The organism is Lacinutrix sp. (genome assembly GCF_029238095.1).
In the GTDB taxonomy this organism is placed as follows: domain Bacteria; phylum Bacteroidota; class Bacteroidia; order Flavobacteriales; family Flavobacteriaceae; genus Lacinutrix.
The window spans coordinates 178113-200924 of sequence record NZ_JAQWGS010000026.1 but is presented as its reverse complement, the minus strand read 5'-3'; the positions used below and the strand labels follow the sequence as shown (position 1 = coordinate 200924).

The following is a 22812-nucleotide window of genomic DNA, read 5'->3' as shown; positions in this document are numbered from 1 at the left end:
TTTTTTTAAAGTTTTTCTCTTAAATATTTTCCAGTTACCGAGGCTTTTATGTTTACAAGCTCCTCAGGAGTGCCAGAAGCCACTAGTTGTCCACCATGTTCGCCACCAGTTGGTCCTAAATCTATAACATAATCTGCACATTTTATAAGTTCTAGATTATGTTCAACCACAATTATAGAATGGCCTTTTTCTATTAAAGCATTAAAAGATTTTAAAAGTTTTTTAATATCGTGAAAGTGTAAACCAGTTGTAGGTTCATCAAAAATAAACAAAGCTGTTTCTTTGGTATTTCCTTTTCCTAAAAACGAAGCTAATTTAATACGCTGTGCCTCACCACCTGAAAGTGTTGAAGAGCTTTGTCCAAGTGTTACATAACCTAAACCTACATCTTGTAAGGGTTGTAATTTATTTTTAATTTTAGTAACATGATTGGCTTCAAAAAAGGAAATGGCATCATCAATTGTCATATTTAGAATATCGTCTATATTCTTATCTGCAAAAGTAACTTCGAGTACTTCCTTTTTAAAACGCTTGCCTTTACAAGTTTCACATTCTAAATGTACATCTGCCATAAATTGCATTTCAATAGTTACTTCTCCTTCACCTTTACAGGTTTCACAGCGTCCACCATCTACATTAAAGCTAAAATGTTTTGCAGCATAGTTTCTAATAGTACTTAGTTTTTGCTTACTAAAAAGCGCTCTAATATCATCGTAAGCCTTTATGTAAGTTACAGGATTGGAGCGAGACGAACGACCTATTGGGTTTTGGTCTACAAACTCAATATGCTTTACATTACTATAATTTCCTTTTAACTCTGAAAATTGTCCTGGTTTATCTCCAAAGCCAGTGAGCTTTTTTTGAAGAGCTGGAAATACTATTTTTTTAACTAAAGTACTTTTTCCACTTCCTGAAACACCTGTTACCACTGTTAGCATGCCTAAAGGAAAGCTAACATCTATATTTTTTAAATTGTTTTCGCGAGCGCCTTGTATTTCAATATTGTATTTTGAATTACGTCGTTTTTTTGGAACTTCAATTTTAAGTGTTTCATTTAAATATTGAGCAGTTAAAGAACTAGAAGATAAAATGTCTTTAAAAGTTCCTGTAGCTACAACATGGCCACCAAAAGTTCCTGCTTCTGGACCAATGTCAATAATTTCGTCTGCTTCTTTCATGATGTCTTCATCATGTTCTACAACAATAACTGTGTTACCTAAATCGCGCAAAGCTTTTAAAACTAAAATAAGTTTTTCGGTATCCTTTGGATGTAAGCCAATACTTGGTTCGTCGAGAATATACATAGAGCCTACAAGACTACTACCTAATGATGTTGCTAAGTTTATACGCTGACTTTCTCCACCAGAAAGCGTATTAGATTTTCTGTTAAGTGTTAAGTAATCTAATCCTACATTAGATAGAAAAGCGAGCCTGTTTTCAATTTCTTTTAAAAGTCTTTTAGCAATGGTTGTATCGTTATCATTTAATGTTAACTCTTTAAAGAAAGTGGCTAGTTTATCTAGAGGCATTTCTACTAAATCTGTTAATGTAGCATTATTAATTTTTACATAATTTGCTTCTGGTCTTAAACGTTTACCTTTACAAATTTTGCATTTTGTTTTACCTCTGTAACGCGATAGCATTACTCTATTTTGAATTTTATAGGCTTTACTTTCTAGCTCTGTAAAAAAGGAGTTTAAACCTTCAAAATATTGGTTTCCATTCCAAATTAAGTCTTTATCTTTTTGCTTGAGTTGAAAATACGGTTTATGAATTGGGAAATCGAATTTATGAGAGTTATTAACTAATTGATCGCGATACCAGCTCATACTTTCGCCTCTCCAAGGAAAAATAGCATTTTCGTAAACCGATAATGCGGTGTTTGGGATTACTAAATCATCGTCAATACCAATAACATCACCATAACCTTCACATTTAGGGCAAGCGCCATAAGGATTATTAAAACTAAATAAATGTACATTAGGTTCTAGAAAAGTAATACCATCTAACTCGAATTTATTAGAAAATTGTCGTAAATGGTTATCATCTAAACTTTCTATAAAACATTCGCCTTTACCTTCAAAAAAAGCAGTTTGTATAGCATCTGCTAATCTGTTATAAAAATCCTCGTCGTCTTTTACAACAATTCTATCTACAACTAAAAAAAGATCTTTCGTTTTTTTTGTAATACCTTCAACTTTATCTAGACGAATAATATCTCCATTGGCTTTTATTCTAGCATAACCTTGTGCATTTAGAGCTTTAAGCTTATCACTCATTTCTCGTCCATCTTCAAGATGAATAGGAGCGAGGAGGAGGAGTTTTTGTCCTTTAGCTAAAGATTTTACATAATTTAAAACGTCTGTTACACTATCTTTTTTTACTTCTTGACCAGAAATAGGAGAATAGGTTTTGCCAATTCTGGCAAATAATAATTTTAAATAATCGTATATTTCTGTAGTAGTACCAACTGTTGAGCGAGGATTTGTAGAATTTACTTTTTGCTCTATAGCAATAGCAGGAGCAATACCTTTTATGTAATCTACTTTAGGCTTATTTAATCGACCTAAAAATTGTCTTGCATAACTAGATAGGCTTTCTACATAGCGTCTTTGGCCTTCGGCATACAACGTATCGAATGCCAAACTAGACTTTCCAGAGCCAGATAAACCTGTAATAACTACCAATTTATTTCTTGGAATTACTACATCAATATTTTTTAAGTTGTGCAATTTTGCACCTTTTATAATAATATTATGTTTTGGGTTTACTTCGGAAAGCTTAGTGTTCATAAGTGTTTATAATATAAAAAGAATACAAAGATAACACTTAAAAAGGAGCTTATAAAAAAGTTTATTGTGTAATAAAATGTTAAAAGTTTAAATTTTTTTTGTTTTTTCGGAATGATTGTTGTTATATTTAACTCATTATAAATAAACTAATTCACAAGCCTATAACATAATATTACTTTTAAATTTATTAACTCCATTGTAGACGCTTAACTTCTGCAATTAAAAGTAATGATTATGCGAAAAGAACTTATATCTGATGCTACTCTTGTAAGTAGTTATATTGAAGGTGATGAATTTTCTCTAGAAATTTTAATAAAAAGACATAAACAGCGCGTTTATAGTTTTATCTATTCGAAAGTTTATGATAGAGATATTGCCGAAGATGTTTTTCAAGATACTTTTATAAAGGTTATTCGTACCCTAAAAAGAGGAAAGTATAACGAAGAAGGTAAGTTTTTACCTTGGGTTATGCGTATTGCTCACAATTTGGTTATTGATCATTTTAGAAAAAATAACCGTATGCCTAAGTTTGATAATACTGGTGAGTTTAGTATTTTTTCTGTGTTAAGCGATACCAGTTTAAATGCTGAAAAAGCACTTATTAAAGATCAAGTCGAAACTGATGTAAGGCGTTTAATTGAAGAGTTGCCAGATGACCAAAAAGAAGTTTTAATGATGCGTATGTATCAAGATATGAGTTTTAAAGAAATCTCTGAGCGTACTGGTGTTAGTATAAACACAGCTTTAGGACGTATGCGATATGCTTTAATAAACATGAGAAAGGTTATAGAAAAACACAATATTATTTTAACAAATTAACAGTACACAATATTAGAATAAATTTTACGTTATCTATTTGAACAAACAAACAAATACATGGCGAAAATTTACTCTGAAAATTCTAAAAAAATTAAAAAATTGAACCCTAAGGATGAAACGATAAGTTTCATTCTTGATTATTCCAAAGCTTTAAGTGTTATAAATTACCAAAAAATGAAGTTTGAAGCGCTTCTGAATTAGACTGAAAAAATCCTGATATATATCAGGATTTTTTTTTCGATTGCATTTAAAAAAGTGTAAAACGCTGCAGCTTCTTTTGGGTCATTAAATATAAACGAGGCTACTTTTTTTAGCTTACTTTAAATTTTCTTGCAGTTGTAACTTCTGGTTTTCAATTTCTTGAGCAATTTTAATTGGAATACATAACGTTATAATTAGGAAAATCGCTAAAATTTGAAGTTAGTTTTTCATGCATTACATTTTTAATAATGTATTAATTATTACAACGTTATTGTGTTCATTTTTATTTTTTAGATTGCCCGTAAGCTTTTAAAACAGAACGTCTTCCTATAGTTTTTGTGATAATGTCTTTATCTAGATCCCAACCTCTAGCAGGAGAGTATTCTCTACCATACCAAATAATTTGAAGATGTAAATCGTTCCACGTTTCTTTTGGGAATAAGCGTTTAGCATCTTTTTCTGTTTGTGTAACATTTTTTCCGTTTGTTAAATTCCATCTGTACATTAATCTGTGTATGTGTGTATCTACCGGAAAAGCAGGTACACCAAAGGCTTGAGACATCACTACACTTGCAGTTTTGTGTCCAACAGCTGGTAAAGCTTCTAAAGCTTTAAAACTTTGTGGTACTTCGCCATTGTATTTATCAATAAGAATATGAGACAATCCGTAAATGCCTTTACTTTTCATTGGTGATAAGCCGCAAGGTCTAATAATGTCTTTAATCTCTTCAACGCTCATTTTTATCATATCATAAGGATTATCTGCTTTAGCAAATAGTAATGGTGTAATTTTATTTACACGAATATCTGTACACTGTGCAGAGAGCAATACAGCTACTAATAGCGTGTAAGGATCTTTATGATCTAACGGAATTGGAATTTCTGGATATAATGTATTTAACGTATTTATAACAAAATCGACCTTTTCTTGTTTAGTCATTAGTTGTATTTTTGATGAAAGAAAATAAAAATCAAAATTACAACTATGAACACATTAAAACAAGGCGATAAAGTACCAGATTTTACAGTTAATAATCAAGATGGAAATCTAGTGTCCTTATCAGATTTTAAAGGAAAAAAGTTAGTCGTATTCTTTTATCCAAAAGCGAGTACACCTGGTTGTACAGCAGAGGCATGTAATCTTACAGATAATTATAAGGCTTTACAAGACAAAGGATATGAGATATTAGGTGTTAGTGCAGATTCTGAAAAAAGACAAACTAATTTTAAAACTAAGTATAAGTTTCCTTTTGATTTGTTGGCAGATGAAGATAAAACAGTAATTGATGCTTTTGGTGTTTGGGGATTAAAAAAGTTTATGGGCAAAGAGTACGATGGCATCCATAGAAAAACTTTTTTAGTTGATGAGAATGGAGTAGTAGCTCACGTAATAGATAAAGTGAAGACAAAAGATCATGCTGCGCAGATTTTAGAATTGTAAAGCATTAAATTTAAAGTTTTTAACAAAAGCACTCTTTTTTAGGGTGTTTTTTTAGAAAAAAACCTTTCTAATACTAATAAATACAAACAACATTAAAGTATAGATTAAGAAAAATGGTAGTATAAATTGTTTTAATCCTATTACCAACATTATTGCTATGATAAGGAGTTGGAAACCAAGTCCAAAAGTAGAAATACTCGTCATTAACCAATTAGGAAAAACTTTTCCTTTACTAGCATTGTGGTCTAGTTTATAAATAATACTATCGAAAGCTCCATATAAAAACTTGTATAAGCCAAAAAGGATATTAACATGTTTTTGTTTTTCGCCAGCTAAAGCTATTGGTGTTTTATTTTCAAAGACACGACTTGTTGTATCACCATCAAATTTATTTCTTAAAATTACATAGTAGTAATTATAAAGTGTGCCTTGAAGTTGTAAGCCTAAAAACGCAAAAAGTGTTATCCAGATATTAGTATTGGTAATGTGCCAAATAGTTATAAAAAAAAGCGCATTCAAAATAATATCTGCAACAGAATCTAGGTATCTTCCTGTGTAAGATGGTGTTTGTTTAACTCTCGCTAATTCGCCATCTGCTGCATCTAAAATAGATTTAAATATAAGAAAAAACGCAGCCAACCAATAATAAGCATTGAGTATGCAATAGATTGCTAATAAACCAGAAATTATAAAACCTATAGTAACATGAATAGGTGTAAAGTTTGTGTTTTTTAATGCATTAGCAATTTGTCTTGCCAAAGGTCTTCCATAATCTGAAAGATCTAAAAATTTATGCTCCTTAGGTAATTTTGACATTATATTGTCTTGGGAAGTCTGTACTGTGGAATATACCAACCTAATTTTATAGGTTTTACAAATGTACAATAAGTAATACGTAAATCTCTTACTAAAATAAAGTTAAAAACAAAAAAAAACTCAAGACTAACCAGTCTTGAGTTTTTTTAAAGTGTTAAATTTATTTATTGTATGGTTACATTAAAAGATGTTTCTATATCAGTTTCTCCTCCTGCATCACTAAGTCTAGTGTTAGGTTTGATTGGTTCGTGACGTAAAGTAAAAGTTAATACTCCTGTACTTGCAGCTCCAGAAGTAATAGTAAAGGCAGTGCCTAATGGATTGCCATTATCATCAAAGTTTGTATAAGCTGTAGTTAGGTTTAAACTAGAACTAACAGTATAAAAAAATTGATGCTCGTTACTTTCCTCTTCTACTTCCTCAGTAATATCCTCTGCTGGATCTTCAGTTTCATTTAATAGTTCTATTCTTCCATTATATGTAGTGTTTGCTGCTAAGTCTCCAGATACAGTAGTTACAGGTAAATTAGGGCCATCACCATCTAAATCTTGTGTTTTTAGAGTAATTGCAGTACCACCACCATTAGGTGTTAATGTAACTGTTATTGTTGTTATTATTTCTTCTTCATTTACTGGAGGAGGTGTTGCATCGTCATCATTTGAACAAGCGTTAGTAAAAAGTAATGTAATTAATGCTAATGTTATTAATTTGAAATTTTTCATTGTTTTATTTTTTAATTATTAATAGTTTATTTTTAAATTTATTGAGTAATCTCTACCTAAATCGTTGGCATAATATCTTAAACGATTTAGATAGTTTCTGTAATTGGTATTAAAAATATTGGATACACCAAATCCAATTGTTAGTATTGATTTTTTACTGAGTTTATAATCTATACTTGAGTTAAAACCAAGTAAATGATAAGCATCAGGAGGTGTGCTTACATCTACAATTTCTAGTGTTTCTGTTTCAGGCACAAAGACTTCAAAATTATTATCTGGAAATTCATTTTGTCTAAAAACATATTCACTTTGTAGTCTTAAATTTAAATTATTTAATTTTTTATTAGTGTATGCAATTGCATTTCTTGTGCTCGCAGCTGGCATATTAATTAAAGCATCTTTTTTGGTTATGTCTTTACCTTTAATTATGGAAAACTGATGGTTATATTTAAAATAATCATTCAATTTAATTTCACCATCTATATCAACACCCATAAGTCTAGCGTTCGTTTGTCTATATTCCCATACTTGAAAATTACCTCTTATAGTTTGTTGTACCTCTATAGGCTCTATAACTATAAAATCTGATATTAAATTTATGTAAGGATTAATAGTAAAACGAATACGATCACTATCGTGTTGAAGAGTAAACGAAAATTTATGTGCAGTTTCCGACTTAAACTCTAAACCACCCAACTCAATTCTTGATGCAGAATGGTGCAATCCTTCGCTAAACAATTCAGAAGGATTTGGTGCTCTAGATGCTAAAGAGTAATTAAACAATAGCTTAAAGTCTTCTTTAAAATTATAAGAAATTCCTGCTGTTGCCGAAGGATTATAAAAGTTTAATTTAGGGTTAACTAAAATTTGGTTTCCAAATTCTTCTACAACAATATCTTGAAAAGTAGAGTCGTATCCTCTGTCTTCCCAAAACGAGGTTCTGTAAAACTTTAATGCATCTAAATAAGTGTAATCTAATCTCGCACCAAGTTCAAAAATGAATTGATTATTGATTTGTTTTTCTAAAATAGCATAAAGCCCAGTATTATATTCGCTGTAATCTGGTATTAATCTTCTTATTCCTGTGCTAGGATCTGCAAAATTAGTTTGGTATTGTCCTGTTAGACCTAATTTTAGATTTGCTGTTTCAGATAGTTTAGAATCTAAATCTAAAAGCAGCGTATGTGTGTTAAGTTTTAAATCCAAAGACGGTTTATCTCTGTCATCTCCTCTTCTTACATCAAACTCTAATCTATTATTTTGTTGAAAGCTATATTTAAAGTCTAATTTTCCTAGTTTTTCAAATTTTTTAAAACCTTTTAACTTTAATATATGATGTTCAACATCTTGTTTAGGTGAATTTATATTGTAAGTAAAATCGTCAACAAATAATGGCTCAAGGTTATTAATAGCTCTAATTTGATCTTGTGCACCTCCCAAGTGTGAAGCTCTTAAAATTCCAGTTTCCATTTTGTAGAGAGAATAAGAAGCTTCTAGACCAGATCGAAATCTATTAATTCCTCCTCGAACAGATAAGCTACGTTCATAAACGCCTGTATTACTTAAATTATAATCTGGCGCATTAAAATCACCAAAACGTTTTATAGTTCCTTGTATGTTTCCATACCAACCACTTTTATAAGTTTTAGTTAATTGAGTTGTCGTCGTGCCACCTCTGCCATTAGAAGCAGCAGTAACTATGGTTTTACCATAGATACTATCTTTAACTGGAGCCTTAGCAGTTTCCGTAATAACAATGCCTCCTATGGCATTACCACTATATTGTAATGCGCTAGCACCTTTAATAACTGTAATATTATCAATAGCATTAATGTCTAAATTTGGTGCATGTTCAGCTCCCCAATCTTGATCTTCTAGCCTAATTCCATCATTTAAAATAACTACTCGACTACTGTGTAAGCCATTTATTACAGGTTTTACAATAGTATTACCTGTATTTAGTGAGCTTATTCCTGAAATAGAATTTAAAACATCTCCAAGAGATTTACTACTGCTTTTTTCTAATTCTTCTTTAGTTATTTTATTTTCTAAACTGGTTTCGGAATCATTATTAGTTTTACCTTCTAAAATAATTTCATTTAATTCTTCTAAATGATGTTCTAAAAGAAAAACCTTTTCAATGCTACTTATTAATTCAATCTTGTAAGTCTTTGGCAAACAAAAGGCGTGACTTATCTCAATTGTGTAGGTTTGATTACACAACCCTGAAATAGTAAATCCTCCACTTTCATTAGTTAATAACTGTTTATTGATTTCCAAAACAACTATTCTAGCATCAACCAAAATGGTATTATCATGAAGGTCTAAAACTTTACCAGTTATAGTATTATTACAGTTTTGTGAAATAATAAAATTACTACTAATTAATAAAAATAATAAGATAAATACACGCATGTATTGTTAAGAATTAAGGTAAAATATAAAACACTTGACCACTAATAAAAATATTTTAGAAGTAATAATGTAATATATAATAATTTGAAAATGAGGTGTTAAACCAATTTAGTTTGAAGAGATTTATGTTGTTGGTGGTCCTCTAAGTGCAATACCAAAGTTTTTATAACTTTTTAAAAATCTATATTTGCTATAGAAAGTACTATAATTGTTATTATTATAAAAAATAATAATCTCATTAAATGCTACTGTAAAATTATTGTTTAGTTTAAACTTGTAAAATTCACAATCTATTTCTACTTCATGAAAATGAGTATCTAATGTGTTAGTACAGACTTCATGTTTATGATTTTTAAAGGCGTGTGTTAACTTTACAGCAGAAGGCAATATTATAGCAACTAACAGTATCATTGCGATACCTTTAATTATAATATTTAACATTCTGTTTTCCATTTAATCTATAAATCGTCCTAATCCAAATCTACGTAACATTTTCTTTTCAAACTCCCAGAAAAATTTACCTTGTCCAAGTAAATAACCAAAGGTCACTAAAAGTATTTGATAGAAAATAAGACCAATGATACTATATAAAAACCAATAGACAAAGATATTTAAGTTTTCTTTAGTAATTCCTATAAACTTAATAAACGGTCTACCTATAAACAAAGAAGATGAACCAGTAATGGCAAAAACAATAAAAATCCTAATAATTTCCCAACGTTGTTTTACGACCCATTTTTTTTCTAGTTTTTTAAAAATTAATAAAGTTAATTTTAAAAGAATGGAAGTAATTAAAATGCTTATTGTTAATTTTAATGCAACGTGAAGCTCTGATTTTAATACACTTACAATTTTATATGATGAGTAAAATAGACCTAGCAAACCTACTAAAGGAAAAAATAATTGCCAGTTTTTAGTGATTTCCCAACGCTTTTTAAAGTCCTCCATTGCATAAATTTTAAAGGTGCAAATATAGATTAATTTGGAGGAACTCTTGTGCCTAATAGGTTTTGGTTATATTTATTTTGAAAATAAATAAAGTAGTTATACATTTTATAGTTTACATCATAGCCATAATCTATACCTTGTCTATAATTAATTTCAAACTCGTATAAATTTGAGTTGTATCGTGAAGGTGATAATACGCGCCTGTTCCATTCTTGAACATAGCGTAGGTTTCTATTCTCTAAAAAATTCTGATTATAAAAGCCTTTAGGCTTTGCGTTAATTGCTAGGTAAGTACCAAAACCAGGTTCTATAATAACAACATCGTATTCAAGATTGTCTCCAGAGATTTTAATTGTGTCTCCTGTTTTTACTTTTAAAGTTTCGTTTTTTGCAGGCACTATCTTTTTTGATGTATTGCAGGCGAACACAAAAACAAGAATTGTTATGATGAGTAGTATATTTTTCATGATTTCAATTTTTTAATAAAAATACAAAATAAATAGCTGAGATAAAAAGCAAAAAAAAGAGCCGAAAAAAATTCGACTCTATAAATACTTTATATTTAGGTGAAAGTATTACTTTCCAAAAAGACCACCTAGCAATCCGCCAAGTCCTCCTTTTTTCTTTGCACCACCAAGTACCATTCCAGCTACATCATCTACTATACTACCATCACCATCTAATATAGATTCTAAGAAACTTTGCTCTTTTGCAGCAGAGTTTCCGCCTAGTAAACCTCCTAATAAATCTCCAATCCCATTAGAAGAACTTACATTTTGTTGTTGTGCTTGTTTACCTATCATACCCATTAATATTGGAGCAGCAACTTTTAAAATATTAGCTACCGAACCAGCATCTAAACCAGATTTTTCACCAATTACTTTTTCTACTCCTTGTTGTCTTGAACCTAATACGTGACCTAAAATTTTTGATCCATCATTTTTTACTTCCTCATAACACCACCACCAAATAATCCGCCAAGATTATCTAAAATGCTACCATCGTGCTTTCCTTGTATTGCACCCATAAGACCTTCAGCTCCTTGTGGAGTAGAAGCATTACGTTGCATTGCTTTCATTAAAACTGGTAAGGCCATAGTAAGTACACTACTAGTTTTGTTTGTATCGTTTCCTGTTGATACTGCAACACCGCTAATAATCGATTTTCCTAAATCGCTTCCTAATAAATCTAAAATTCCTGACATCTTTTTATTTTGTTATTGTTATTAATGTATCCAAATTACATAAAAAAAGCCTTAACGATATTTTTAAGGCTTAGTTTTAATTATTTTGCAATTTTATCTATAAAATGTTAGTTTTTATCGGTGAGAAGTAAACTTTTAATTTGTGATGCTAATTCTAATCCAATACGATCTTGAGCTTCGTTTGTTGCTGCACCAATATGTGGTGTTAATGAAATTTTTGGATTCATTAATATTTGTACTGCAGGAGTTGGCTCATCCTGAAAGGTGTCTAAACCTGCAAATGCAACTTTACCACTATCTAAAGCCTTTACTAACTCTACTTCGTTAACAACACCACCACGTGCAGCATTTACTAATCCTACACCATTTTTCATGATATCGAATTCTGCTTTACCAATAACATAATCTTTTTGGGCAGGAACATGGAGTGTTATAAAGTCTGAATGTTTTAAAACTTCTTCCATAGGTTCAGTTTCAATTTCCACATTAATAAATTGTCCGTTATAAAAATCTACTTTTATATTTGCTTTTCCAACAAATTTATCGGTTGCAATAACTTTCATTCCAACACCCAAAGCTATTTTAGCAACTTCACGACCAATACGACCAAAACCTATAACACCAAGTGTTTTGCCTCTAAGCTCAATACCTTTGGCATAGTTTTTCTTTAGTTTTTTAAATTGAGTATCACCATCTAATGGCATGTTTCTATTAGAATCGTACAAATAGCGTACTCCTGTAAATAGGTGTGCAAAAACTAATTCTGCTACAGATTGTGAAGAGGCTGCAGGTGTATTAATAACGTGAATGCCTTTTTCTCGTGCATAGTCTACATCTATATTATCCATACCAACACCACCACGACCAATAATTTTTAAGTTTGGACAAGCATCTATAACTTCTTTTCTTACTGTTGTAGCACTACGTACTAATACTACACTAATTTTATTGTCATTTATGTAGTTTGCTAATTGCTCTTGAGCTACTGTTGTTGTTGATACTTCAAAACCTGCTTTTTCTAAGTCTTCGATTCCGCTTTGCGAGATACCATCATTTGCTAATACTTTCATTTTTGTAGTTAAAAGTTAAAAGTTAAAAGTTAAAAGTTCATGGAACAGTTAGCATTTTAACTTAAAATTAATTTATTATTTAAGCTTTACTTTCTAATTCACTCATGACTTCTACTAATACTTTAACACTGTCTAAGGATAAGGCATTATACATTGAAGCTCTGTAACCACCAACACTTCTATGGCCATTTAATCCGTTAATTCCAGCCTCTGCTATCATAGCCTCAAAAGTTTCTTTTAAATTTTCGTTTTCTAAGGTAAATGTTGCATTCATTTTAGAACGATCTTCTTTTGCAGCGAAACCTTTAAAAAGTGGATTTAAATCTATTTCAGAATACATTAAAACTGCTTTCTTTTCGTTTTCTTCTTCTATTGCTTTAATACCACCTAAATCTTTTAACCATTGCATAGTTAACATAGAGGTGTATACTGCAAAAACAGGTGGTGTATTAAACATGCTACCTTTATCTATATGAATTTTATAATCCATCATAGAAGGAATTTTACGCGATACTTTTCCTAAAATATCTTCTTTAACCACTACTAAAGTTGTTCCTGCTGGACCCATATTTTTTTGAGCTCCTGCATAAATTAAATCGAATTGTGAAAAATCGAGTGTGCGAGAAAAAATATCACTGCTCATATCACATACCATTGGAATATCTACTTTTGGAAAACTTTTCATTTGTGTACCAAAAATAGTATTGTTAGAGGTGCAATGAAAATAGTCGTAATCTGAAGGTACATCGTAACCTTTTGGAATATAATTAAAGTTTGCGTTCTTTGAAGAAGCTACTTCGTATACATCGTCGTAAATTCTAGCTTCTTTAATTGCTTTATCACTCCAAGTTCCTGTATTTAAGTATCCTGCACGTTTTTCTAATAAATTAAGCGCGACCATTAAAAACTGAGTACTCGCTCCTCCTTGTAAAAACAAAGCTTTGTATCCTTTGCCTTCTAAACCAAGAAGCTCTAGCGCGAGAGCTCTACCTTTTTCCATAACATCGACAAAAGGTTTGCTTCTGTGTGATATTTCTATTAATGATAAGCCGTTATCGAAGTCTAATAAGGCTTCTGATGCTTTTAAGATAACTTCTTTTGGTAATACGCATGGTCCTGCGCTAAAATTATGTCTTTTCATGGTATGCTGAATTTAATTTCAGTATCTATTAGTTCTCATTTTTTTTATAAAAATGATTTAAATTTTAATATTACAAAGGTGCTAAATAATGTGCATTTTTTTGTTATGAAAATGATAATTTATTAGCTATAATTTTAACAAAAAAGCAATAGTGTCTTCATTATCTGCATAATCCCAAAGATTTGGTTTTTGTGTATTACCAAACTCAATTTCATTATTAATAAAATCTTTGGCTACAATGCATTGTATGTTTTCTTTTTCATTTAAAAGCCTATGATTTAGCGTTGTAAAATCCTCATAAAACTCATAAAAAACTGTAGCAATAGGAGAAGCATAACTTTCGTCTTCTTTTATCATTAAAAAACCATTCTCAAGCATATTAAATTCACTCATTAAATATACAGCCTTATTATAATCGTAATTATTGGCGTATTTGGCTTCATTAATTATTGGGTGCCATTTGTACATGGCGTTAAAAAAAGCATCAAAATTGTAATTTTTTGGTAAAAATAGTTTAGATACGTTTCTGCAACCCAGACCATAGTATCTAAAAATATCTTCAGAGAGGTTTTCAAGTTCTTCTTTTGTTTCTTTTCCAGAAAGTACTGCAACAGAATTCCTGTTTTTTCTTATAATGGATGGCTTGTTTTTAAAATAATATTCAAAATAGCGAGCAGTATTACTGCTTCCAGTAGCAATTACAGCATCAAACTCCTCTAGTTGTCCTTCAGTAAATTTAATTTTGCCTTTGAATTCTGGTTCTACATACTCTAAATATTTTGCTATAAAAGGTAAGAGATGTTTATCGTTAGAAGATTGTTTAACTGTAACAGAATGTCCAGATATTAACACCGAAATAAAATCGTGAAATCCAACCAATGGAATGTTTCCAGCCATAATTATAGCTACATTTTTTTGGTTAGTTTTATTAAAATTATAAGCTGAAACCCATTTGCTTAAATTAGTTTTATTTAGAGAATTAGTCCAGCCGTTTAAAGCAAAAACAATATTAGCTTTGGTAAACCATCCATTACTCTCTTGTGCTATTTTAATTTGATGCTTAAAACCATCAAAAAATAGATCATTTTGTGGTACAGTTTCATTTTTTTTGAATTCTTCCGAAGAAAATTGACTTAAAAAAGCTCCTAATTTAATGAAAGCGTTAATTCTTTGTTGTAATTCCATTTGCTACTTGCGTAAGAAGTGTATAGTCATTATTTTTGCAGTAGCAAATTTACGCAAACTAAATAAAACAACAACTATGGCAATTATTATAACAGACGAATGTATAAATTGTGGAGCATGCGAGCCAGAATGCCCAAACACAGCAATTTATGAAGGTGCTGACGATTGGAGATACAAAGACGGAACAAGTCTAGAAGGCAGTATAGTGCTTACAGATGGTAAAGCTGTTGATGCAGATGAAGCTCAAGAGCCTATAAGCGATGAAATTTATTATATAGTACCAGATAAGTGTACGGAATGTGTTGGTTTTCATGAAGAACCACAATGTGCAGCTGTTTGTCCTGTAGATTGTTGTGTTCCTGATGATAATCATGTTGAGACAGAGGAAGTATTATTAGGAAAGCAGAAATTTATGCATCCTAACGAATAATACGCATAAATAATATTAAATGATATATAAAAAAGCCAAACGAGACTAGTTTGGCTTTTTTTATAAATTTATTTTTTTACTTCATTCAATATCTGTCATTTCAAAAACTAAATATTCCATAACTCTATCTGTTGTTGTAAAATCGAATGCTTCATTTTCAGTATGAAATGATGAATAGAATATTGCACCTTGGCCTAACAAAAATGTAAATGCTAATCCTTTGTTTTCAGTAACAGTTGTATTAGTATCATCTCTATAATCAACCGTACCATTTAACCAAGAAATAGTTGTTGAAGCGTCGTAAGAATCTACCACTTGCCAACCAGGTAAAAACGCGTTGATTTCTACAGTATCATTAATAGATATTCCAAAATTAAGTAATAACCAAGCGCTTAAATTCCCATCTAGAATAGTTGCTGTCGTTGTTAAAGATTGACCACTTCTTCTTGGTGTATAAAACGATAAGTAATCTGAATCATTATTAGTGATTGTGTTTAAAAGACTAGAAGACCAGTCTGTAACATACAAAAAGCCACCATTATTAACATAGTCCATTAAATTTTGTTCGTACAAAAGATTATTAGAATGCGAGCTACAATTAATAAACAGAATGTCATATGAAGCTAAAAGCGCAGGATTAGACATTAAATCTGTATAAGAAAAACTTACATTTGGATCTAATATTGGATTTCTATTCGCCATACCATTGTTCTTACCATGATAATGCTTATTAGTTGTAGTTCTGTTAGTTGTAATTCCATCAATAATATCGAATAAAGGTAATCCAGTAATAGGGTTTACTAATCCAATTCCATATAGTACACTTTCAATATTATCATAACTTCCTGTAATAACTCCAATATTTGGTAGTATTTCAATTTTATAATTTTCTTGGGTAGTTTCACCTTCAACAGTAATTTGTTTTTGGGTAGAAAATAAGCCTTTTGATAAAGAAATATCATATTCACCTTTTGGAATATTCAAAACAAAAACACCTTCAGGATCTGTAGTAGTTTCGTATTGTTTAATATTATTTTGAAAAGCAACAACTTTTGCATCCACAATTGGATCTTGATTGTTTGGTGCTAAAAGTTTTCCTCTAATACTAATATTTTCTGGAATTGGATTTGGCTTTTCGTCTTTAGAGCAAGAAAAAACAAATAATAGAAACAATAAAGATATAATAAATGATTTCATAATGATTAGTTTATGTTGATTCACAAATATAACAATTTAAGTTGAGTATTTCCTAAACAAGCAAATTATTCTAAACGTATTCATTGAAGATTTAAAGAATTAACTACATTTGCAAACGCAAAATCTAAGAGGTTTCCAACTTTACGGAAACAATAAAAATATATTTCAATGAAAGCAGGAATTGTAGGCTTACCAAACGTAGGAAAATCAACATTATTTAATTGTTTGTCTAATGCGAAAGCACAAAGTGCAAATTTTCCGTTTTGTACAATAGAACCAAATATTGGTGTGGTAAACGTACCAGATCCTAGACTTCAAAAATTAGAAGCTTTAGTAAATCCTGAGCGCGTATTACCAGCAACAGTAGAGATTGTAGATATTGCAGGTTTAGTAAAAGGCGCAAGTAAAGGTGAAGGTTTAGGCAATCAATTCTTAGCAAATATTCGCGAGACAGATGCAATTTTACATGTTTTACGTTGTTTTGATAACGATAATATTGTTCACGTAGATAATAGTGTAGATCCTATTCGCGACAAAGAAACTATTGATATAGAATTGCAGTTAAAAGATTTAGAGACCGTAGATAAAAAGCTTGATAAAGTAAAGCGTGCTGCTAAAACTGGAAATAAAGAAGCACAAAAAGAAGAAGCTGTTTTGTTAAAACTTAAAGTAGGTTTAGAAGCAGGAGTATCTGTTAGAGCTTTAGAGTTTACAGAAGAAGAATATAACGATTTTGTAAAACCATCTCAATTAATAACAGATAAGCCAGTAATGTATGTTTGTAATGTAGATGAAAGCGCAGCAGTTAATGGAAACGATTATGTTAATAGAGTAAAAGAAGCAGTAAAAGATGAAAATGCTGAAGTCTTAGTGCTTGCAGTAGGAACAGAGGCAGATATTACAGAATTAGACGATTACGAGGAACGCCAAATGTTTTTAGCAGACATCGGTTTAGACGAACCAGGTTCTGCAAAATTAATTCGTTCAGCATACAAATTATTAAATCAACAGACGTATTTCACTGCAGGTGTAAAAGAAGTGAGAGCTTGGACTATAAATATAGGGTCTACTGCACCACAAGCAGCAGGAGTTATCCACACCGATTTTGAAAAAGGCTTTATTAGAGCCGAAGTTATTGCGTACGAAGATTATGTGTCTTTTGGAAGCGAAGCTAAAGTAAAAGAAGCAGGGAAAATGCGAGTAGAAGGTAAAGCTTACACTGTAAAAGATGGTGATGTGATGCACTTTCTTTTTAATGTCTAAAAAGAGTAAAGTAAATTTATACAAAAGACTAAAACGAGATGGTAATTCATCTCGTTTTTTTGTATATTTATTTTAATAAAAAAGATAGTTTCTTTGTCAATAATACTTATCAAACTACATTGTTAATTACTTTATCAATGCAGTGTTTCATTTTTTGTAACGTTGTATTATATTAGCGTTCTATCACGAAATTTTAATCAATTCTATGTCTGAACAAACTAAATATACCGAAGATAATATACGCTCGCTCGATTGGAAAGAGCATATTCGTATGCGTCCAGGTATGTATATTGGTAAATTAGGCGATGGTTCATCACCAGACGATGGTATTTATATTCTACTAAAAGAAGTGCTCGATAACTCTATAGATGAGTATGTTATGGGAGCAGGAAAAACCATAGAAATTTCTGTTCAAGGTAGTAAAGTGATTGTTCGCGATTATGGACGTGGTATTCCACTTGGTAAAGTTGTAGATGTTGTTTCTAAAATGAATACAGGAGGAAAATACGACTCTAAAGCCTTTAAAAAATCAGTAGGATTAAACGGTGTTGGTACCAAAGCAGTTAACGCCTTATCGTCTTATTTTAGAGTTGAATCCTCTCGAGATGGTAAAAGTGCATCAGCAGATTTTGAACAAGGTAATTTAATTAACCAAGAGTTATTAGAAGAATCCAGTCGAAGAAAAGGAACAAAAGTTTCTTTCATTCCAGATGAAATCATCTTTAAGAAATATTTGTACAGATCAGAATACATAGTTAAGATGCTAAAAAACTATGTTTATCTTAATCCTGGTTTAACCATAGTTTTTAATGGCGAAAAATATTTTAGTGAAAATGGCTTAAAAGATTTGTTGGCTGAAAAAATAGCACAGTCCGATTTGCTTTATCCAATTATTCATCTTCGTGGAGACGATATAGAAGTAGCTTTAACTCACAGTAAAACCCAATATAGCGAAGAATATAACAGTTTTGTAAACGGCCAAAATACAACACAAGGTGGAACGCACTTAACCGCATTTAGAGAGGCTCTTGTAAAAACCATTCGTGATTTTTATGGAAAACAATACGATGCATCAGATATTAGAAAATCTGTTGTCTCTGCCATTGCCATAAAAGTAATGGAGCCTGTTTTCGAAAGTCAGACCAAAACAAAATTGGGTTCTACAGATATGGGTGGCGATTTACCAACCGTTAGAACTTATATAAACGATTTTTTAAAAACCTATTTAGATAATTATTTACATAAAAATCCAGAAACAGCCGAAAAAATTCAACGTAAAATATTACAAGCAGAGCGAGAGCGTAAAGAGTTGTCTGGTATTAGAAAATTAGCTAAAGATCGCGCTAAAAAAGCAAGCTTACACAACAAAAAATTGCGCGATTGTCGTGTGCATTTTGGCGACACTAAACACGATAGAAACTTAGAGTCTACGCTATTTATTACAGAGGGAGATTCTGCATCAGGAAGTATAACGAAGTCTCGAGATGTTAATACTCAAGCGGTTTTTAGTTTAAAAGGAAAGCCATTAAATTGCTATGGTTTAACAAAGAAAATTGTTTACGAAAATGAAGAATTTAACCTGCTCCAAGCAGCTTTAAATATTGAAGAATCCTTAGAAGACTTACGATATAATAATGTAGTAATCGCAACAGATGCAGATGTAGATGGTATGCACATTCGCCTATTGTTAATTACCTTTTTTCTTCAGTTTTTTCCAGAAGTTATAAAAGAAGGACATTTATACATATTACAAACACCTTTATTTAGAGTGCGTAATAAAAAGGAAACTATTTATTGTTATTCAGATGAAGAGCGACGAGAAGCAATAGAAAAATTAAAACCAAAACCAGAAATTACTCGATTTAAAGGTTTAGGTGAAATATCACCAGACGAATTTGTACATTTTATTGGTGAAAATATTCGTTTAGATCCTGTAATGTTAGACGACAACATGTCTGTTGAAGACTTGTTATCTTTTTACATGGGAAAAAACACACCAACACGACAAGAGTTTATAATTGATAACCTTAAAGTGGAGTTAGATATAATTGAAGAGGAAAAGTAGATGACAGAAGAGCAAAACGACGATTTAGAAAATCTAAATAACGAAAACCCAGAGAACCAAGAACCACAAGAAACCATTACCAGAATTACTGGAATGTACAAAGAATGGTTTTTAGATTATGCTTCGTACGTTATTTTAGAACGTGCAGTACCAGCAATTGAAGATGGTTTTAAGCCTGTGCAACGTCGTATTATGCATTCTATGAAAGATCTCGACGATGGTCGTTACAACAAAGTAGCAAACATTGTTGGGCACACCATGCAGTATCATCCACATGGAGATGCTAGTATTGCAGATGCAATGGTGCAAATTGGGCAAAAAGATTTATTAATAGACACACAAGGAAACTGGGGAAACATATTAACTGGAGATCGTGCAGCAGCATCTCGTTATATTGAGGCACGAATATCTAAATTTGGATTAGACGTTGTTTTCAATCCAAAAATTACAGAATGGCAAGCCAGTTACGATGGCAGACGTAAAGAGCCTGTAAACTTACCAGTTATGTTTCCGCTATTGTTAGCACAAGGAGGAGAAGGTATTGCAGTAGGTTTGTCTACCAAAATATTACCACACAATTTTATAGAGTTAATCGATGCTTCAATTAAACATCTACAAGGCAAACGCTTTACAATTTTACCAGATTTTCCAACTGCAGGAATTGCAGATTGTTCAGGGTATAACGATGGATTAAGAGGAGGGAAAGTACGTGTTCGCGCTAAAATTTCACAAGTCGATAAAACTACATTAGCTATTACAGAGATTCCTTTTGGTACAACAACATCAACGCTTATAGATTCTATTTTAAAAGCGAACGATAAAGGAAAAATTAAAATAAAAAAGATTGAAGATAATACTGCTGCTGAGGTTGAAATTTTAATTCATTTACCTTCAGGATTATCACCAGACAAAACTATCGATGCTTTATTTGCCTTTACAAGTTGTGAAAGCTCAATTTCACCATTAGGTTGTGTAATTGAAGACAATAAACCATTATTTGTTGGTGTCACCGAAATGCTTCGTAGAAGTACAGATAATACAGTTCAACTTTTAAAACAAGAGCTTGAAATAAAACTTGGCGAACTTGAAGAACAATGGCATTTTGCAAGTTTAGAACGCATTTTTATAGAAAACAGAATCTACCGAGATATTGAAGAAGAAGAAACTTGGGAAGGTGTTATTAATGCAATAGACAAAGGACTTCAACCACGTATAAAACATTTAAAACGTGCCATTACTGTTGATGATATAACACGTTTAACAGAAATTAGAATTAAACGTATTTCAAAATTTGATATCGATAAAGCACAACAAAAAATTGATGCTTTAGAAGAGCAAATAGCAGAAGTGAAACATCATTTAGCACACTTAATAGATTATGCTATTGCTTATTTTACAAGATTAAAAAAGGAATATGGCCAAGGACGTGAGCGTAAAACAGAAATAAGAACCTTTGGAGATGTAGACGCAACAAAGGTTGTTATTAGAAACACAAAACTGTATGTAAATAGAGAAGAAGGTTTTGTTGGTACGTCTTTAAGAAAAGACGAGTATGTAGGTGATTGTAGTGATATAGACGATATTATTGCATTTACAGGAGACGGAAAAATGATGGTAACTAAAGTTGATTCTAAAACCTTTATAGGTAAAGATATTATTCATGTCGCTGTGTTTAAAAAGAAAGATAAACGCACCATTTACAACATGATTTATCGTGATGGCAGTAAAGGAGCATCTTACATAAAACGTTTTGCAGTCACCTCAATAACAAGAGATAAAGAATACGATTTAACAAACGGAACTAAAAGTTCTAAATTATGGTATTTTTCTGCAAATCCAAATGGCGAAGCCGAAGTGATTTCGGTTTTCTTACGTCAAGTAGGTAGTGTAAAAAAACTAAAATGGGATATTGATTTTGCCGATATTTTAATTAAAGGACGTGCAAGTAAAGGAAACGTGGTTACAAAATATCCTATCAAAAAAATAGAATTAAAAGAAAAAGGAGTGTCTACACTTAAACCGCGTAAAATATGGTTTGATGATACTGTACAACGTTTAAATGTAGATGGTCGAGGCGAACTAGTTGGTGAATTTAGAGGAGAAGACAAACTTTTAATTATTCACCAAAAAGGAGAGGTTAAAACCGTAACACCAGAGGTAACATTGCATTTTGATGATGATATGATTGTTATGGAAAAATGGATTCCTAAAAAGCCCATTTCAGCCATTTATTTCGATGGTGAAAAAGAAAAATACTATGTTAAACGTTTTTTAATAGAAAACGAAGACAAAGAAGAAGTATTTATTTCAGAACACGAAAACTCACAATTAGAAATTGTTTCTACAGACTGGAAACCAATGGCAGAAATTGTTTTTGCTAAAGACAGAGGTAAAGATAGAAGAGATAATGAAGAAATTAATATTGAAGAATTTATTGCTATAAAAGGCATAGCTGCTTTAGGGAATCAGCTTACTAAATACAAGGTAAACCAGGTTAATTTGTTAGATCCTATACCCTACGAAGCTCCAGAAGAAGTACATGCAGAAGATATTGATGTTGTAGATGAGGAAAATGTAACTTCAAATACAGCTACTACATCAAAAAAAGAGGAGAGTGACAATCAAAGCATAAGCAAAGAATCTTCTAACACTCCAGAAAATCCTAATGACGACGCTTTTGATATTGATGAAACAGGACAAGCAAAGTTATTTTAAAGTGTAGCGTTATTTATTTTGGTTCTCCCACAGGTTTTAAAATAGGTATTTAATTTTTCAATATTTTTTACATTGTAATGGTTATTTAAATCGTATGTGTAAATCGTTTTATAATTTTCTTTAATCTTGAGTAAATAAGGCATATGTGGTAGCCATCCAGAGCCAATTTCAATTATGTTTTTATCTTTTAAATCTATATTTATAGTGTTTAATATATGCTTAACTACGCTATAACTATTATTATTTGCTTTAATATTTTTAGTGATATCTTTAAAAGATTTTTTTTGAATTTTATGATATAAATAATAGCCTAACTTATTTGGTAGACTATCGAGTACTTTTAATACTAAAGTTTTTTTCTGATGAAATTTCATAAATTAAATTTATT

General features: G+C 31.0%; 19 protein-coding genes and 1 pseudogene. 6 read left to right on the top strand and 14 right to left on the bottom strand.

Annotated features, from left to right (window positions below; translation table 11 throughout):
• Positions 1-5: 5 nt before the first annotated feature.
• Complete coding sequence (gene uvrA, locus P8H50_RS08935) at positions 6-2792, bottom strand: excinuclease ABC subunit UvrA (protein ID WP_300207992.1); 2787 nt, start codon at positions 2790-2792, stop codon at positions 6-8.
• A gap of 234 nt (positions 2793-3026) precedes the next feature.
• On the opposite strand from uvrA, the gene P8H50_RS08930 reads away from it, so the two are divergent.
• A complete protein-coding gene (locus P8H50_RS08930) occupies positions 3027-3611 on the top strand; it encodes a sigma-70 family RNA polymerase sigma factor (RefSeq protein WP_300207989.1) in 585 nt (194 codons plus the stop codon).
• 484 nt (positions 3612-4095) lie between these two features.
• Here the strand turns inward: P8H50_RS08930 and nth are convergent, their stop codons facing one another.
• Positions 4096-4752, bottom strand: coding sequence for an endonuclease III (nth, locus tag P8H50_RS08925; protein ID WP_300207987.1), 657 nt, complete (start codon positions 4750-4752; stop codon positions 4096-4098).
• A 45-nt stretch (positions 4753-4797) separates the two neighbouring features.
• Between nth and bcp the strand changes: the two genes are divergently transcribed.
• Complete coding sequence (gene bcp / locus P8H50_RS08920) at positions 4798-5253, top strand: thioredoxin-dependent thiol peroxidase (protein ID WP_300207985.1); 456 nt, start codon at positions 4798-4800, stop codon at positions 5251-5253.
• 51 nt (positions 5254-5304) lie between these two features.
• Here bcp and P8H50_RS08915 read toward each other — a convergent pair whose 3' ends face one another.
• From P8H50_RS08915 to P8H50_RS08870, 10 genes and pseudogenes are all read right to left on the bottom strand, one after another.
• The gene (locus P8H50_RS08915; protein ID WP_300207982.1) at positions 5305-6069 is read right to left on the bottom strand and encodes a CDP-alcohol phosphatidyltransferase family protein; all 765 of its coding nucleotides are present in this window, start codon (positions 6067-6069) and stop codon (positions 5305-5307) included.
• A 164-nt stretch (positions 6070-6233) separates the two neighbouring features.
• On the bottom strand, positions 6234-6791 hold the full coding sequence (locus tag P8H50_RS08910; RefSeq protein WP_300207979.1) for a type 1 periplasmic binding fold superfamily protein: 558 nt from the start codon (positions 6789-6791) through the stop codon (positions 6234-6236).
• A gap of 18 nt (positions 6792-6809) precedes the next feature.
• On the bottom strand, positions 6810-9206 hold the full coding sequence (locus P8H50_RS08905; protein WP_300207976.1) for a TonB-dependent receptor: 2397 nt from the start codon (positions 9204-9206) through the stop codon (positions 6810-6812).
• Positions 9207-9329: 123 nt separating this feature from the next.
• Complete coding sequence (locus P8H50_RS08900) at positions 9330-9647, bottom strand: hypothetical protein (protein WP_300207973.1); 318 nt, start codon at positions 9645-9647, stop codon at positions 9330-9332.
• A 12-nt stretch (positions 9648-9659) separates the two neighbouring features.
• The gene (locus P8H50_RS08895; protein WP_300207970.1) at positions 9660-10154 is read right to left on the bottom strand and encodes a DUF6787 family protein; all 495 of its coding nucleotides are present in this window, start codon (positions 10152-10154) and stop codon (positions 9660-9662) included.
• 29 nt (positions 10155-10183) lie between these two features.
• Entirely contained in the window at positions 10184-10621 is a 438-nt protein-coding gene (locus P8H50_RS08890) for a DUF6146 family protein (protein ID WP_300207967.1), read from the bottom strand.
• Between the two features lie 108 nt (positions 10622-10729).
• Positions 10730-11358, bottom strand: a pseudogene (locus P8H50_RS08885) (DUF937 domain-containing protein).
• Between the two features lie 107 nt (positions 11359-11465).
• On the bottom strand, positions 11466-12428 hold the full coding sequence (locus tag P8H50_RS08880) for a D-2-hydroxyacid dehydrogenase (protein ID WP_300207964.1): 963 nt from the start codon (positions 12426-12428) through the stop codon (positions 11466-11468).
• Positions 12429-12507: 79 nt separating this feature from the next.
• Entirely contained in the window at positions 12508-13569 is a 1062-nt protein-coding gene (serC, locus tag P8H50_RS08875) for a 3-phosphoserine/phosphohydroxythreonine transaminase (RefSeq protein ID WP_300207961.1), read from the bottom strand.
• 126 nt (positions 13570-13695) lie between these two features.
• Positions 13696-14754 carry an acyl-CoA reductase gene (locus tag P8H50_RS08870; RefSeq protein ID WP_300207958.1) on the bottom strand — a complete coding sequence of 353 codons (1059 nt, stop codon included), beginning with the start codon at positions 14752-14754 and terminating at the stop codon, positions 13696-13698.
• Positions 14755-14830: 76 nt separating this feature from the next.
• On the opposite strand from P8H50_RS08870, the gene P8H50_RS08865 reads away from it, so the two are divergent.
• Positions 14831-15184: a 4Fe-4S dicluster domain-containing protein gene (locus tag P8H50_RS08865; protein ID WP_300207955.1), complete on the top strand. Its 354-nt coding sequence runs from the start codon at positions 14831-14833 to the stop codon at positions 15182-15184.
• Between the two features lie 81 nt (positions 15185-15265).
• On the opposite strand, the gene P8H50_RS08860 is transcribed toward P8H50_RS08865, so the two are convergent.
• Positions 15266-16381 carry a carboxypeptidase-like regulatory domain-containing protein gene (locus P8H50_RS08860; protein ID WP_300207952.1) on the bottom strand — a complete coding sequence of 372 codons (1116 nt, stop codon included), beginning with the start codon at positions 16379-16381 and terminating at the stop codon, positions 15266-15268.
• A 168-nt stretch (positions 16382-16549) separates the two neighbouring features.
• Here P8H50_RS08860 and ychF point away from each other — a divergent pair, with 168 nt between their 5' ends.
• The 3 genes from ychF to P8H50_RS08845 all read left to right on the top strand — a co-directional run bounded on the left by ychF (position 16550) and on the right by P8H50_RS08845 (position 22424).
• A complete protein-coding gene (ychF, locus tag P8H50_RS08855) occupies positions 16550-17644 on the top strand; it encodes a redox-regulated ATPase YchF (RefSeq protein WP_300207949.1) in 1095 nt (364 codons plus the stop codon).
• A 205-nt stretch (positions 17645-17849) separates the two neighbouring features.
• Positions 17850-19709: a DNA topoisomerase IV subunit B gene (locus tag P8H50_RS08850; protein WP_300207946.1), complete on the top strand. Its 1860-nt coding sequence runs from the start codon at positions 17850-17852 to the stop codon at positions 19707-19709.
• Entirely contained in the window at positions 19710-22424 is a 2715-nt protein-coding gene (locus P8H50_RS08845) for a DNA gyrase/topoisomerase IV subunit A (protein WP_300207943.1), read from the top strand. It abuts the gene before it with no gap.
• Here the strand turns inward: P8H50_RS08845 and P8H50_RS08840 are convergent.
• Positions 22421-22798, bottom strand: coding sequence for a hypothetical protein (locus P8H50_RS08840; protein ID WP_300207940.1), 378 nt, complete (start codon positions 22796-22798; stop codon positions 22421-22423). The two genes, P8H50_RS08845 and P8H50_RS08840, sit on opposite strands and share 4 nt — an antisense overlap.
• Positions 22799-22812 lie beyond the last annotated feature (14 nt).